General features: G+C 68.5%; 13 protein-coding genes. 11 read left to right on the top strand and 2 right to left on the bottom strand.

The window, feature by feature from the left end; translation table 11 throughout:
• Positions 1-24 precede the first annotated feature (24 nt).
• Positions 25-738 (bottom strand): GntR family transcriptional regulator, encoded by a 714-nt coding sequence (locus ACZ6O0_RS01555; protein WP_465762853.1) that lies wholly within the window; start codon positions 736-738, stop codon positions 25-27.
• Between the two features lie 117 nt (positions 739-855).
• On the opposite strand from ACZ6O0_RS01555, the gene ACZ6O0_RS01550 reads away from it, so the two are divergent.
• The 11 genes from ACZ6O0_RS01550 to ACZ6O0_RS01500 all read left to right on the top strand — a co-directional run bounded on the left by ACZ6O0_RS01550 (position 856) and on the right by ACZ6O0_RS01500 (position 12,781).
• Positions 856-1,881: an Ldh family oxidoreductase gene (locus ACZ6O0_RS01550; protein WP_465762852.1), complete on the top strand. Its 1,026-nt coding sequence runs from the start codon at positions 856-858 to the stop codon at positions 1,879-1,881.
• Between the two features lie 31 nt (positions 1,882-1,912).
• Positions 1,913-3,142 carry an iron-containing alcohol dehydrogenase gene (locus ACZ6O0_RS01545; protein WP_465762851.1) on the top strand — a complete coding sequence of 410 codons (1,230 nt, stop codon included), beginning with the start codon at positions 1,913-1,915 and terminating at the stop codon, positions 3,140-3,142.
• A gap of 34 nt (positions 3,143-3,176) precedes the next feature.
• The gene (locus ACZ6O0_RS01540) at positions 3,177-4,604 is read left to right on the top strand and encodes an NAD-dependent succinate-semialdehyde dehydrogenase (protein ID WP_465762850.1); all 1,428 of its coding nucleotides are present in this window, start codon (positions 3,177-3,179) and stop codon (positions 4,602-4,604) included.
• Positions 4,605-4,607: 3 nt separating this feature from the next.
• Entirely contained in the window at positions 4,608-5,561 is a 954-nt protein-coding gene (locus ACZ6O0_RS01535) for a carbohydrate ABC transporter permease (RefSeq protein ID WP_465762849.1), read from the top strand.
• Complete coding sequence (locus ACZ6O0_RS01530) at positions 5,551-6,408, top strand: carbohydrate ABC transporter permease (RefSeq protein WP_465762848.1); 858 nt, start codon at positions 5,551-5,553, stop codon at positions 6,406-6,408. The genes ACZ6O0_RS01535 and ACZ6O0_RS01530 overlap by 11 nt, the downstream gene beginning before the upstream one ends.
• A 2-nt stretch (positions 6,409-6,410) precedes the next feature.
• On the top strand, positions 6,411-7,493 hold the full coding sequence (locus tag ACZ6O0_RS01525; protein ID WP_465762847.1) for a mandelate racemase/muconate lactonizing enzyme family protein: 1,083 nt from the start codon (positions 6,411-6,413) through the stop codon (positions 7,491-7,493).
• Between the two features lie 24 nt (positions 7,494-7,517).
• On the top strand, positions 7,518-8,843 hold the full coding sequence (locus tag ACZ6O0_RS01520; RefSeq protein WP_465762846.1) for an ABC transporter substrate-binding protein: 1,326 nt from the start codon (positions 7,518-7,520) through the stop codon (positions 8,841-8,843).
• Positions 8,844-8,845: 2 nt separating this feature from the next.
• Positions 8,846-9,892 (top strand): mandelate racemase/muconate lactonizing enzyme family protein, encoded by a 1,047-nt coding sequence (locus tag ACZ6O0_RS01515; protein WP_465762845.1) that lies wholly within the window; start codon positions 8,846-8,848, stop codon positions 9,890-9,892.
• Positions 9,893-10,030: 138 nt separating this feature from the next.
• Positions 10,031-10,819: an SGNH/GDSL hydrolase family protein gene (locus ACZ6O0_RS01510; RefSeq protein WP_465762844.1), complete on the top strand. Its 789-nt coding sequence runs from the start codon at positions 10,031-10,033 to the stop codon at positions 10,817-10,819.
• A 103-nt stretch (positions 10,820-10,922) separates the two neighbouring features.
• On the top strand, positions 10,923-11,933 hold the full coding sequence (locus ACZ6O0_RS01505; RefSeq protein ID WP_465762843.1) for a winged helix DNA-binding domain-containing protein: 1,011 nt from the start codon (positions 10,923-10,925) through the stop codon (positions 11,931-11,933).
• A 32-nt stretch (positions 11,934-11,965) separates the two neighbouring features.
• On the top strand, positions 11,966-12,781 hold the full coding sequence (locus ACZ6O0_RS01500) for an SRPBCC family protein (RefSeq protein WP_465762842.1): 816 nt from the start codon (positions 11,966-11,968) through the stop codon (positions 12,779-12,781).
• Here the strand turns inward: ACZ6O0_RS01500 and ACZ6O0_RS01495 are convergent.
• On the bottom strand, positions 12,778-15,051 hold the full coding sequence (locus ACZ6O0_RS01495; protein ID WP_465762841.1) for an ATP-binding cassette domain-containing protein: 2,274 nt from the start codon (positions 15,049-15,051) through the stop codon (positions 12,778-12,780). The two genes, ACZ6O0_RS01500 and ACZ6O0_RS01495, sit on opposite strands and share 4 nt — an antisense overlap.
• Between the last annotated feature and the right edge of the window lie 66 nt (positions 15,052-15,117).

The following is a 15,117-nucleotide window of genomic DNA, read 5'->3' as shown; positions in this document are numbered from 1 at the left end:
ACCCTGACCGGCCCGGCACGCTGATCAGGAGCTCGTGCCGGCCTCCTCGGGGAGTGCTTCCGCCTGCGGGGCGGTCTCGAACGCCGACCTGAGGCGGCCGCGGGAGGCCTTGAGGTGCGCGTGCATCGCGCGGTCGGCGGCCTCGGTGTCGCGGCGGCGGATCGCGGTGACGATCAGGTCGTGCTCCTCCAGCGCCTCCTCGGTCACCCGGGAGTCGCGCAGCAGCCGGAACAACTGCAGGTGGCAGTGCAGCTTGGCGAAGATCTCGCCGAAGTAGCTGTTCCCGGTGGCGGCGATGATCGCCTGGTGGAACTCGGCGTCCTTGCGGGCGAAGGCGCCGTACGACATCGTGCCGGACTGGTACCGGGCCTGCAGGTCGGCGGCGATCCCGGCGATCTGCTCGACCTCGACGCGCTGGTGCCGGCCGGCCGCCAGGCCCGCGCAGTACGGCTCGATCAGGAACCGCGCCTCGAACAGGTCCTCGAACCGCTCCGGGGTCAGCTTCGGGCTGGCGGAATATCCGATCAGATGCGTTTTGGTGACCAGGTCCTCGGCCTCGAGCCGGTTCAGCGACTCGCGGACCGGCGTCTGGGAGACCCCGAGCCGGCGGCTGAGCTCGTCGACCCGGATCCGCTCGCCCGGCTGGATCACGCCATCCAGCAGAAAAGTCTGTAGTTGCTCGTAGACGACGTCACTCATCCGGGTGCGTCCGGGACGCTCGGTGTCGCGTGGGCTCATGAGGTGTCCATCCGATCGGCAGAAATCTGTGGATTCGTATTCACAGACCATTGCAAATCCTATCTGATCTGATCTAGCCTCCAAAAACCTGCAAGGTCAACCCTGGGATGGCCGCGAATGCGCACAGACCTCGCAACAGCACAGTCCCTGGCCGAGCGCCTCCTGATGTCCGCGGGAGTGCCGGCCTCCGCCGCAACTCAGCAAGCAGAGCTCCTGGTCGTCGCCGAGGCGAAAGGGGTGCCGTCGCACGGCCTGCTCCGGCTGCCGAGGCTGCTCCGCCGGCTCGGGAACGGGACGGCGAGCCCGACGAACACGGGCAAGCACGAGTGGCTCAGCCCGTGCTACCTGTCCGTCGACGGAGAGCAGGGCCTGGGTCCGGTGGTCGCGCACCGCGCGCTGGCGGCCGTCGTTCCGGCGGCCGAACGGCACGGCGTCGCGGTCTGCTCGATCACGAACAACAACCACCTCGGCATGCTCGGCTTCTACGCCGGCCGGATCGCCGAACGCGGTCTGGTCTGCCTCGGGATGACGACCAGCGAGGCGCTGGTGCACCCGTGGGGTGGGACCGAGGCGATCCTCGGGACCAACCCGCTCGCCCTCGGCGTCCCCGCGCAGCCGCATCCGCTGGTGCTGGACATGGCGACGTCGCAGATCTCGATGGGGAAGGTGCACGACCACGCGCTCCGCGGCGTACCGCTCGAGCCTGGCTGGGCGCTGGACGCGGACGGTCAGCCGACGGTCGATCCGGTGGCTGCCAAGACGGGGTCGATCGCACCGTTCGGGGGACCGAAGGGCTACGGGCTCGGACTCGGTCTGGGCGCGATGGTCACCTTCCTGACCGGCGCCGCCTACGGAACGGCCGTCGGCGGGACGCTGGACGACACCCGCCCGAGCAACAAGGGCGACCTGTTCATCCTGATGAGCGGCGGCGGGCACTCCGCCTCCGAGTATCTGGACCAGGTACGCCGCAGCCGGCCCGCCGACCCGGACACGCCGGTGGCCGTCCCCGGCGACGGCGCCCGCGCCCGCTACCAGGAGTCGGTTGCCGAAGGCATCGAGATCGCCGACGACCTGTGGCGCGAGCTGACCGCCCTCGAGGCGGCCCGCACCGGAGCACGACCTGAAGCTGTTCTGGCCGAATGACCCGCCCACGACCGGACAAGGACCTGCAACGATGACGATCACCCCTGCCTCCTTCGGCGTCCAGCGAGCCCCCCGCACCGTCGTGTTCGGCGCCGGCCAGCGAGCAGTGCTCGGCCGTTACGCTGCCGAGTACGGACGCAAGGCCCTGGTCTGCACGGACGAGCGGCTGGCGGCCTCGGCCGAGTTCGACGAGCTGCTCAGCGACCTGAAGGATCACGGCCTCGAGGTCACCGTGTGGTCCGACACCGAGGCCGAGTTGCCGGCCGCCGGGATCGAGGCGTGCTACGCCGCGACGAAGGACAAAGGCATCGAGCTGATCGTCGGCATCGGTGGCGGCAGCTGCCTGGACATGAGCAAGGCGATCGCCCTCCTGCTGACCCACGGCGGCCCGCTCGAGCGGTACTACGGGGAGAACGCCGTACCCGGGCCGGTGATGCCGATCATCGCCGTACCCACGACCGGTGGAACCGGCTCGGAGGTCACCCCGGTCTGCGTGCTCAGTGACAGCCACCGCGAACTGAAGACCGGGATCTCGTCCGCGCACCTGATCCCGATGGTCGCCATCTGCGATCCCGAACTGACCTACACCTGCCCGCCCGGCCTGACCGCGAGCGCCGGCGCGGACGCGGTCTCGCACCTGGTCGAGTCGTTCACCGCGATCCGGCGGCCGCCATCGGCTCCCGGCGAGAACCGCGTCTTCGTCGGCAAGAACGTGATCAGCGATTCCTACGCCCGGTGGGGCCTCGCTCTGCTCGCCGACGCGCTGCCGGCCGCGTTCGAGAACCCGAGTGACGCGCAGGCCCGGGCCGACGTGATGCTCGCGGCCAACGCCGGTGGATACGCACTCGGAGTCGCCGGGACCGCGGCCGCGCACGCGCTGCAGTACCCGCTCGGCGCCCTGACCCACACCGCCCACGGTCTCGGCGTCGGCGTACTCCTCCCGTACGTGATGCGTTACAACGCACCTGCCCGGGTCGAGGAGTTCGCCGAGATCGCGACCATCTTCGGCGTCGCGGCCTCCGGCAGTCCCGAGGCCCGGGCTGTCGCCGGTATCGAGGCGGTCGACAACCTGCTCGACCGGATCGGCATCCCGCCGACGCTGAAGGAGCTCGGCCTGGCCGAGGACCAGCTGTCCTACGTCGCGTCGATGGGCCTGAAGTCGGCCCGGCTCGTCGACAACAACCCCCGTCCGCTCGATGTCGACGCGCTGACCGAGATCACTCGGGCCGCGTACGCCGGCGATCGCAGCAACCCGTTCTGACCCGGAGTCTCACCGGGCGTTTGGAGTACACCAGATGATCTCTCCGCACGATCTGTTCATCGATGGTCAGTGGCGGCCCGCCAGTGACGGTCAGCGTTTCGCGGTGCACGATCCGGCCGACGGTTCCGAGCTGGCCAGGTTCGCGGCGGCCACCGAGGCCGACTGCCTCGCGGCGGTGGATGCCGCGGCGGACGCACTGGCCGGCTGGGCGGCGACCCCGCCGCGCGAGCGGTCCGAGCTCCTGCGGGCCTGTTTCGACATCCTGACCGCCGAGCGTGAGCAGTTCGCCGCCATCATCGTGGCCGAGAACGGTAAGGCGTGGGCCGACGCGGTGGGCGAGGCCACCTACGCGGCCGAGTTCTTCCGCTGGTTCGCCGAGGAGGCGGTCCGGATCGGCGGTGACTACCGGCTCTCGCCGTCGGGCGACAAGACGATCGTGGTGCGGCGCGAACCGATCGGCGTGTCGGTGCTGATCACGCCGTGGAACTTCCCGGCCGCGATGGCGACGCGCAAGATCGCGCCCGCGCTGGCGGCCGGGTGCTCGGTGGTGCTGAAGCCCGCCAGCCAGACCCCGCTCACCGCCGCGTACGTCGTCGACGTACTCCGTCGGGTCGGTGTGCCGGCGGGAGTCGTCAACCTGGTGACGCCGGTGCCGGCCGGTCCGGCGGTGAGCGCGATGCTGCACCATCCCGCCGTACGCAAGCTGTCCTTCACCGGCTCGACCGAAGTCGGCAGGGTGCTGCTCCGGGAGGCCGCGGACCAGGTGGTCAGCTCGTCGATGGAACTCGGCGGGAACGCGCCGTTCGTCGTCCTGCCCGGTGCCGACCTGGACGCCGCGATCGAGGGCGCGATGGTCGCGAAGATGCGCAACGGCGGCTCGGCCTGTACGGCGGCCAACCGGTTCTACGTGCACGAGTCGCTCGTCGAGGAGTTCACCACCCGGATCACGGTGGCGATGAAGGAGCTCGCGATGGGCCCGGGCGCCGACCGGTCGAACGACCTCGGTGCCCTGGTGTCACCGGAAGAACGGGACAAGGTCGCCCGGCTGGTCGACCAGGCGGTCGCGGACGGCGCCGAGCTGACCCTGGGCGGCGAGCCCTCCGAGGTCGGCGCGTTCTACCCGCCGACCGTGCTCACCGGCGTCCGGCACGGCAGCGAGATCAACCAGGTCGAGATCTTCGGCCCGGTCACCGCGATCGTGTCGTTCGGCGACGTCGACGAGGCGATCGCGATGGCGAACGACACCATCTACGGCCTGATCGCCTACGTGTACGGCGATCCCGCGGAGGCGCTCGCGGTCGCGCAGAAGATCGACGCCGGCATGGTCGCGGTCAACCGCGGCGTACTGAGCGATCCCGCGGCCCCGTTCGGCGGGACGAAACAGTCCGGGCTGGGTCGCGAAGGCAGCTCCGAAGGCATCCTCGAATTCCTCGAGGAGAAGTACATCGGGATCGAGGTGTGACCGATGGTCAACGCAGTCCTTCCTTCCGTCAAACCGCCCGACGTCGAGGGCGGGCCACCGGCCCGGAAACGGGTCAAGGTCAAACCGAAGCGGCAGAATCTGGCCGGCTGGCTGTTCGTCGGACCGGTCATCTTCGGGGTGCTGTTCTTCCAGCTCCTACCGGTCGCGGCCTCTCTGGTGGTGTCGCTGACCAACTGGTCCGGGCTGAACGCACCGAAGTTCCTCGGCCTGGAGAACTACAAGGAGCTGTTCACCGCCGACGACACGTTCTGGCCGTCACTGAAGAACACGGTGATCTTCACGGTGGTCGTGGTCGTCCTGACCATCTTCATCGGGCTCGGTCTCGCCGTCCTGTGCAACCAGAAGATCAAGGGCATCGGCATCTTCCGGACGCTGTACTACTCGCCCGCGGTCACCAACGTCGTCGCGATCGGCTTCGTCTGGTTCTGGCTGTACAACCCGGACAACGGCCTGTTCAACTCCACCTTGAAGACGATCGGCATCGACGGGCCGGCCTGGCTGTCCGACACCAAGACCGCCCTGATCGCGGTGATCATCGTCGCGCTCTGGCAGGGCGTCGGCTATCCGATGGTGATCCTGCTGGCCGGGTTGCAGAGCATCGACCAGTCGCTGATCGAAGCGGCCACGGTGGACGGGGCGTCGGCCTGGCGGCGGTTCTGGTCGGTGGTGTTCCCGCTGCTGACGCCGAGCCTGTTCTTCCTCACCATCACGCAGTTCATCACCTCGTTCCAGGTGTTCGGGATCATCTACGTGATGACGTCCGGCGGGCCGAACAACGCCACCTCGGTGTTCATCTTCCAGATCTACGAGGCGGCCTTCGGGCACGGCCGGCTGGGCTACGCGTCCGCGATGGGCTGGGTGCTGTTCGTCATCGTCGGTGTCGTCACCGCGATCCAGTGGAAGATGGAGAAACGGTGGGTGCACTATGACAACTGAGGCCCTCCGGATTCCGGTGAACCGCCGACCGAGGCACATCCCACGCCGCGTCGTGCTGATCGTCGTCCTGCTGTTCTTCGCCGTGGTGTTCGCGATGCCGCTGCTCTGGATGATCAGCGCATCGCTCAAGCCGGAGAACGAAGTACTGCAGTCGCCGCCGACGTTCGTCCCGTCCACCTTCCAGTGGGCCAACTACTCCCAGGCCGGCAACGGGCTGCTGCCGTTCTTCCTGAACAGCTGCAAGCTGGCCGCGCTGAACGTCGGTTTCCTGCTGGTGTTCGCGTCGCTGGCCGGCTACGGCTTCGCCCGGCTGAACTTCGCCTTCAAGAACCTGGCCTTCGCACTGTTGTTGTCGACGGCAATGATCCCGGGCATCGTCTACCTGGTCCCGCAGTACATGCTGTTCCGCGAGATGGGCTGGATCGACACCCACTACCCGCTCTGGATCCCGAACGTCCTGACGCCGGTCTTCGGCACGTTCCTGCTCCGGCAGGCGTTCCGCGGCGTTCCGATAGAGCTCGAGGAGGCGGCCAAGCTCGACGGCGCGTCCACCTTCGGCACCTTCTGGCGGATCATGCTGCCGCAGGTGAAACCGGCCCTGGCCGCGGTCGGCGCGCTGACCTTCATGGGCTCGTGGAACGACCTGTTCGGGCCGCTGATCTTCCTCAACTCGACGCGGTTGCAGACGATGCCGATCGCGCTCGCGCTGTTCAAGGGCGAGTACTTCACCCAGACCAACCTGATGATGGCCGCCGCGACGCTGACGATCCTGCCGCCGCTGCTGCTGTTCCTGCTGGCCCAGAAGTACTTCGTCCAAGGCATCACGATGTCCGGCCTGAAGGGATAGCCATGCGGATCACCCGAATCGAATCGATCATCCTGCTCGACAAGCTCCACATCGTGAAGGTCCACACCGACGAGGGGCTGGTGGGCGTCGGCGAGGTCAGCCCGATGAACGCCCACGTCTCGCACAGTGTCGTGGAGCAGGCCCTCGCGCCGCTGCTCGTCGGCGAGGAGGCGACCGACATCGAGCGGCTCTGGCGCCGGCTGTACACCAAGCCGTACAAGCTCGGCCCCGGCGGCGCCCAGCTGAACGCGATCGCCGGCATCGACATCGCCCTGTGGGACCTGCTCGGCAAGGCCGCCGGGCTGCCCACCTACAAACTGCTCGGCGGCAAGTACCGCCCGAGCGCGAAGGTCTACGCCAGCTCGATGGCCCGCGGGATGACCCCGCAGCAGGAGGCCGAGCGCGCGCAGTCCTTCCAGGAGAAGGGCTTCCACGGCTACAAGATCCACTCGTCCACGCCGTGGATGCACGACGACGGCTTCGACCAGACCATCGCGACCGTGACCGCGGTCCGGGCCCTGGTCGGGGACGACTTCCCGATCCTCGTCGACGTGAACAACGCGTACTACGAGCACACCGCGATCAAACTGGCCCACGCGCTGGAGGATCTCGGCGTCTGGCACTTCGAGGAACCGCTCGCCGCGCACGACTACGCGGCGTACGGACGGCTGGCCGACGCGGTCGACATCCCGATCGCGGCGGGGGAGCAGGAGTACACCACCTGGCAGTTCCGCGACCTGATCATGACCGGGCGGGTCGACATCCTGCAGCCCGACGTCATCAAGTGCGGCGGCATCACCGAGTTCAAGAAGATCGCCGTCCTCGCGGACACCTTCACCAAGCCGATCACCGTGCACAACACCCAGCAGACGATCGGCACGTCGGCGCACGCCCACCTCTGGGTCAGTACGCCGTCCTGCGTCTACCCGCAGGAATACAACATCGAGCACAACCCGATCCTCGACGACGTGCCGATCTGGCAGAACCCGCTCGTCCCGGTGAACGGCGAGATCACCCCGTGGGAACTGCCCGGTCTGGGCATCGAGCTGGACGAAGACGCGGTCGCCAAACTGCGCACCAACTGAACCCCTGACAGAACAGGAAAGACCATGACCGCATCAGACATCTCCCGCCGATCCCTGCTCAGAGCCCTCGGTATCGGCGGCGGCGCACTCGCCGCCGGGTTCCCGCTCGCCGCCTGTGGCGGCAACGGTGCCAGTGGCGGCGGAGGCGGCGGCGGAGGTACGGCCTCCTTCATGACCTGGGACACCACCAGCGGTACGCCGCTCTACACAGTCGCGGAGAACTGGGCCAAGAGCGCCGGCAAGACGATCGACATCCAGTCCATCCCGGGCGACGACTACGACACCAAGCTGCGCACGGTGCTGTCGTCCGGCGCGGCGCCGACGGTGATCAGGATCAACGACGACTACGTCCGCGGGTACTACGCGGAAGGCTCGCTGCTCGACCTGAGGCCGTACCTGGAGAAGGACGGGATCAAGCCGGACGACTACTTCCCGGTCGCCTACAACTTCGCGAAGCAGCCCGACGGCGGGCACGGAGCCTGGCCGATCATGACCAACCCGGGTGTCCTGTACTGCAACACCGACGCGTTCGCCGAGGCGGGTGTCGAGCTACCGCCGAAGGACTGGGCCAAGAGCGGCTGGACCTGGGACGACTTCGTCGACGCCGCGAAGAAGCTGACCAAGCCGAACGGCGAGCGCTGGGGAGCACTGGTCTTCCCCGACACGTCGCTGGAGACGGTCTTCCCGACCAGCAACGGTGGCGACGGGATCTACTCGAAGGACGCGACCCGCTTCGCCCTGGCCGAGCCGCAGGGTGCCGAGGCGATCCAGTGGGTCGCCGACCTCGCCCTGGTCCACAAGGCCCACCCGGACTTCGCCACCGTCACCGCCGGGCGGCAGACGCCGAACTGGGCGCTGTCCCAGCTCGGCACCGGCAAGGCCGCGATGCTGCTGGCACTGACCAGCGGCGTCCCGTACCTGCGCAAGAACGCGAAGGTGAAGTGGGACATCTTCCCGACGCCGATGAAGGTCAGCCGGACGACCGTGAACACCCTGACCGTGCTGGCAGTCCCGAAGGCGTCCAAGGACCCCGACGCCGCGTGGGCCTTCCTGAAGTACTGCGCCGGAGCTGACGCGGCCAAGCTGCTCGCCGAGTCGCGCGGCTTCATGCCGGTCGCCAAGAGCTCGGCGGCGCTGTTCAAGCCCGACGACAAGGCGCCGTCCAACCTGCCGATGGTCACCCAGGCACTCGACAACGCGGTGAACGAGAACTTCAGCCGCTACATCGAACGCGCCCGGACCATCTACCGTCCGGTGCTGGACGACGTGTGGAGCGGCAAGAAGACCGCCGAAGCGGCGCTGGGCAGCGTCAAGCAGAAGGTCGAAGACGTCCTCGCGGGCAAGGGGTGACGATGAAGATCAAGGAGATCAGCGTCGAGGTCGTGTCGGAGCCGAAGGCGCACGCGGTCCGCGACGCGATCCAGCTGCTCGATCGCAACGGGCAGACCCGCGTGCGGATCGACACCGACGAGGGCGTGAGCGGGGTCAGTACGACGTACTTCGGCCGGGTGGCGAGCTCGCCGGCGGTGCTGGCCAAGATCATCACCGAGCAACTGGCGCCCGTGATCGTCGGCGAGGACCCGGCGCTGATCCGGGGGATCCGGCAGAAGCTGCAGACCCTGACCGACTACCAGGGCACGGCCGGGCTGTCGTCGTACGGGATCTCGGCGATCGATCTGGCGTTGTGGGACCTGCTCGGCAAGTCGCTGGACGTGCCGGTGTGGAAGCTGCTCGGGGCGCAGCGGACCGCGATCCCGACGTACGCGATGGTGGGGTGGCTCGAGCTGGACGTCACGGGCCTGGAGACCGTGGCGGCCAAGGCGATGGAGCAGGGCTTCCGCGGTGTGAAGATGAAAGTCGGGGGCGGACCGCTCACCGAGGACGTCCGCCGGATCAAGGCGGTACGCGCGGTGATCGGCCCGGACGCACCGCTGATGGTCGACGCCAACCAGGCCTTCGGGTACTCCGAGGCCCTGCGGCGGGGACGTGTGTACGAGGAGCTCGACTGCCGGTGGTTCGAGGAGCCGCTGCCGGCCGCCGACACCGACGGCCATGTCCGGCTGGCGGAGAAGCTGGACATCCCGATCGCGACCGGTGAGAACCGGTACGGGCAGGCGGCCTTCCGTGACCTGATCGCTCGCGGTGGGGTCGGCGTCATCCAGCCCGACCTCCGGCGCGCCGGCGGGCTCACCGACTGCCTGGAGATCGGGCTGATGGCTGCCGGGTTCGGCGTGCCGTACGCCTCGCACGGCGGTGGTGCACACATCCACGTGCTCGCCGCGCTGCCCAACACCATCTATGTGGAGAGTGGTCTGCTGCCCGCGGACGGGCGGGTCCAACTGACCGACGGCTGCTACCCGCTGCCGCCCGGCCCGGGCCTGTCGTCCTGGAACGACTAGCAGTTCCGAAACGCGGCCAACCGGAATCGGCAACTGGCGGTGAATTTCTTACCAGACCCTTGTGTGTTACTGGCGAGTCGGCGAAGGTGACTTTGAGTGCCTTCGTCGCCACCCCTCGCACGCAAAGGCGGTCCGCCCATGAAATCCATCGCCAGTTTGCTCTCCGCCGCGGCTCTCGGCGCCGCGACGCTGCTCACCCCCGGCGTCGCCCACGCGGCGTCGAACTACGTCGCCCTGGGCGACTCCTACGCCTCGGGCGTCGGCACCCGGACCTACATCTCCAGCAGCGGGTCCTGCCAGCGCTCGGTCAAGGCGTACCCGTACCTCGACGCGGCCCGGATCGGCGCCACCCTCACCTTCGTGGCCTGCTCCGGAGCCCGCGTCGCCGACGTCACCGCCAACCAGCTCCCGTCGGTGACGAGCGCGACGAACATCGTCTCGGTGCAGGTCGGTGGCAACGACGCCGGGTTCTCGTCGGTCATCACCGAGTGCGCGAAGCCGTCCTGGCTCGGCAACTGCACCGGGGCGGTCGCCAACGCCCAGTCGATCATCAACAACACGCTGCCCGGCCGGCTGAACGGTCTGTACTCCTCGATCAGGAGCCGGGCCGCGTCCGCCCGGGTGGTCGTGGTCGGGTACCCGCGGCTGTTCAACGGCACCGACTGCAACGCCGGCACGTTCTTCAGCCCGGACGAGATGACCCGGCTGAACACGACCGCCGACCTGCTGAACTCCAAGCTCCTCGCCGCGGCGAGCGCCGCGGGATTCTCGTTCGTCAACCCGACGTCGGCGTTCATCGGCCACTCCGTCTGCGGCAGCCCGGAGTGGATCAACGGCCTGTCGAACCCGGTCAGCGAGTCCTACCACCCGAACGTCACCGGCCAGGCCAACTACGCCAACCTGGTCGCGCCCGCGCTCGGCGGATAGCTTCCCCTCAAACCGCCCCGGCCGACCGGCCGGGGCGGTTTCGTGCTTTCGAGGTGCGGACCAGGCCGGTTCGTGGTGTCATGCTGGAGTGACGCGGAGGTCTGTGGACTGGCTACTGGCAGCCCGGATGCAGGCCAACTGCCTTGCGCGTCCGGTGAACGAGGCCGGCCCCGGAGGGGTGGCCGACGTCGTGCGCCGGACGGGGGGACTCCAGGCCCAGACCTGGCGCGGCGCCACCCACGCGGTCCGGGCCCGCTCCACCGCGACCACCGCCGCCGACGTCACCCACGCCCAGGAGATCGACCGCTCGGTCGTCCGGGGATGGTTCATGCGCGGCACACTCCAGCTCGTCACGGTCGAGGACGCCGGCCTCCTGCTCGGGCTGCTCGGACCGAAGCTGATCAAGGACACCGAGCGCCGGTACGGCGAACTCGGTCTGAGCGCGGCGATCCGGGCCGAGGCCGCCGACCGCCTCGAGACGCACCTGCTCAGCCATGGACCGTCGACGCGGGCCCAGTTGGCCGACGTACTGGTGCGGCACAAGCTGATCGACGAGCCGAAGGGGCAGGCGGTGTACGCCCTCATCCGGCACACCGGTCTGCTCGGCCGCCTGTGTTACGGCCCTGGGACTGACACCTGGGTCGCGGTCAGCGACTGGCTGGGCAAGCCGCTCGTGCAGGAGGGCGATGTCGAGACACTGGCCCGGCGCTATCTGACTGCGTACGGCCCGGCGACGGTGCAGGACTTCGCGACCTGGTCGGGGTTGGCGGTGCCGATCGCGCGCCGGGGCCTGCACGCGGCGGGGACGGTGTCTTTCGAGGTTGATGGCGATGAGTTCGCGGCGCTTGACGACCTGCCGGGGTGCCGGGACGTGCGGATGGTGGGGGAGTTCGACGCCTATCTGCTCGGCTACCGGGATCGGCGGCACGCGCTGGCGGCCGAGTTCCAGCAGCGCGTATACCCCGGAGGCGGCATGCTCCGGCCGGCCGTGCTGGAAGGCGGCCGGGTGATCGGCTCCTGGCGGCACGCCGACCGCTCGTACGAACTGTTCGACCCGAGCGCACGAACGGACCTCACCGGCGAGCTCGCGGACCTGACCAGGTTCGGCGGTTGATCGTATATGCCTCGTCGGGTATATATGGAGCCATGACCGAGACGCTGAGGACCGAGAACGGGCGGACCGTGCTGCGGATGCGCCGGGAGTTGCGGCATCCGGTGGAGAAGGTCTGGCGGGCGATCACCGAGCCGGGCCAGCTGGCCGGCTGGTTCCCGGCCGCGGTCGAGTTCGACCTGCGGCTGGACGGGCCGGTGACGTTCACCTTCGAGACCGACCCGGGCGCGCCGGTCGACGTGGAGAACAGTGGCGTGATCCGTGCGTACGATCCACCGAAGCTGCTCGAGTACACCTGGGGCGACGAGGTCCTGCGCTGGGAGCTGGTCCCTTCCTCCGACGGCTGCACACTGCACCTCACCGCGACGTACGACGATCGTCCGGGATCCGCGAGCTTCTCCGGCGGCTGGACGCTGTGCTTCGACGCGCTCGTCCGTGTGCTCGGCGGATCGGTGCCCGAGCGTGATTACGCCGTGCTGCACGAGCACTTCGTGAAGGTGTACGGGCTGGACAAGGGCGTGGTGACCGACGACGGCGGCGTACGGTTCGAGCGGCAACTGGTGAAGCCGAAGGAGGCGGTCTGGGAGTTGCTCACCGGCGCGGAGACGCCTGCGGCCGGGAGTCCGCCGCCGGCCGGTTTCGTTGCCAAGGGCATCGACCCCGGACCGGTCGCGGAGGTGGTGGCGGCCGAGCGGCTCAGCTACCCATGGGCGCAGGGTGATGTGACGTGGTCGCTGCGCGACGGCAACGGCGGAGCCCGCCTGGTCCTCACCCAGACCGGCCCCGCCGCGGATTACCTCAGCACCTGGCACGACCTGATCGAGACGCTGGCCGCCGAGTTGGTGCGCTAGGCAACGGCCTGCCCGGCGCCGACGTACGCGCGCAGGTGTTCGGCCGTGATCGTCGGGCTGCTCTCGACCAGATCGGCCGGGGTGCCGGTGAAGACGACCCGGCCGCCGTCGTGACCGGCACCAGGGCCGACGTCGATCAGCCAGTCGGCGTGGGCCATCACGGCCTGGTGGTGCTCGATGACGATCACGGTGTTGCCATGGTCAACCAGTGTGTCGAGCATGCTCAGCAGCTGATCGACATCGGCCAGGTGCAGGCCGGTGGTGGGCTCGTCGAGGATGTAGATCGACCCGGTCTTGCCCATGTTGATCGCCAACTTGAGGCGCTGCCGTTCGCCACCGGACAAGGTGGTCAGCGGCTGGCCGAGCCCGATGTAGCCGAGTCCGACCGTCGACAGCCGATCCAGGATCGCTCGCGCCGGCCCCCTGGCGAAGAACTCCCGCGCCTCCGTGACGGTCATCCGCAGCACCTCGCTGATGTTCTTCCCACGCAACCGGTAGGCGAGCACCTCCGCGGTGAACCGGGCGCCGTTGCAGTCCTCGCACACCGACGCGACCTCGGCCATCATCGCCAGATCCGTGTACACCAGACCGATGCCCTTGCAGGTCGGGCAGGCGCCGACCGAGTTCGCACTGAACAGGCCAGGCTTCACCTTGTTCGCCTTCGCGAACTCGGAGCGGATCGGGTCGAGCAGCCCGGTGTAGGTCGCCGGGTTGCTGCGCTTGGACCCGCGGATCGGCTCCTGCCCGGCGATGATCACGCCGTCCCGGCCGGCCAGTGATCCGTGGATCAGTGAGCTCTTGCCGGATCCGGCGACCCCGGTGACGACCGTGAGTACGCCGAGCGGGACGTCGACGCTGACGTTGCGCAGGTTGTGCAGCGTCACGTCCTCGATCGTGAGCTTGCCGGTCGGACTGCGTACGTCGTCGCGCAGGCTGACCCGGTGGTCCAGGTACCGGCCGGTGAGCGTGCCGGACTTGGTCAGGCCGTCGAGATCGCCGGCGTAGCAGAGCCGTCCGCCGGCCAGACCGGCTCCCGGGCCGAGGTCGACGACGTGATCGGCGATCCGGATCGTCTCCGGCTTGTGCTCGACGACCAGGACGGTGTTGCCCTTGTCCCGCAGTTGCAGCAGCAGGTCGTTCATCTGCCGGATGTCGTGCGGATGCAGGCCGACCGTGGGCTCGTCGAAGACGTACGTGACGTCGCTCAGGCTGGACCCGAGATGCCGCACCAGCTTGACCCGCTGCGCCTCACCGCCGGACAGCGTGGACGACTCGCGGTCCAGGCTGAGGTACCCGAGGCCGATCGTGACGAACGAGTCGAGCGTCTGCCGGAGCCCCTCGAGCATCGGCCCGACGCCCGGATGTTTGATCCCGGCAACGAACTCGGCGAGATCGCTGATCTGCATCGCCGAGCACTCGCCGATCGTGCGCCCGTCCACGGTGGTGGTCCGCGCGGCCTCGTTCAGCCGCACGCCGCCACACGCGGGGCAGGTCGTCTGGTGGATCGCACGCTCCGCGAACGCCCGGGCATGGCTCTGCATCGACTGCGGATCCTTGCCGAGGTACTGCCGCTTGATCTTCGTGACCAGTCCCTCGAAGGTCAGATTGCTCTTCCCGACCTTGACCTTCATCGGCTCCTGGTAGAGGAACTGCCGCCAGCTCCCGTCCGGGTAGTCCTTCAGCGGCAGATCGGGATCGAACAGGCCCGAACCCGCCATCAGCTGCCAGTACCAGCTGTCGATCGCGTAGCCGGGCGCCTTGATCGCGCCCTGGTTGAGACTCTTGGCCCGGTCGACCAGCTCGTCGAGGTCGAGCTCGGTCGTCCGCCCGAGGCCCTCACACTCCGGGCACATGCCCTCGGCCCGGTTGAAGCTGAAGACGGACGGCGGCCCGGCGTACGGCGTTCCCGCGCGGCTGAACAGGACCCGGAGCATGGTGTGCGCGTCGGTCGCGGTGCCGACCGTGGACCGGGCGTTCGCGCCGATCCGCTCCTGGTCGACGATGATGGCGGCAGAGAGGTTCCGCAGTGAGTCCACGTCCGGCCGGCCGAGGCTCGGCATGAAGTTCTGGACGAACGCGGTGTAGGTCTCGTTGATCAGCCGCTGCGACTCGGCGGCGATCGTGTCGAAGACGAGGGACGACTTGCCGGAACCGGAGACCCCGGTGAAGACGGTCAGCCGGCGTTTCGGGATGTCGAGGGAGACGCCGCTCAGGTTGTTCTCGCGAGCGCCTCGGACCTGGATGGAATCGTGACTGTCGGCAACAGGCATCCTTCAATTGTGACATTGAAGCATCCGTAGGAACTTTGCCCGGAATCCTCTTCCTGCAGGAGGTGA

This window comes from Kribbella sp. NPDC048837 (assembly GCF_055586945.1).
Note: the sequence above shows the minus strand (reverse complement) of the source record. Positions and strands in the feature narration are given on the sequence as shown.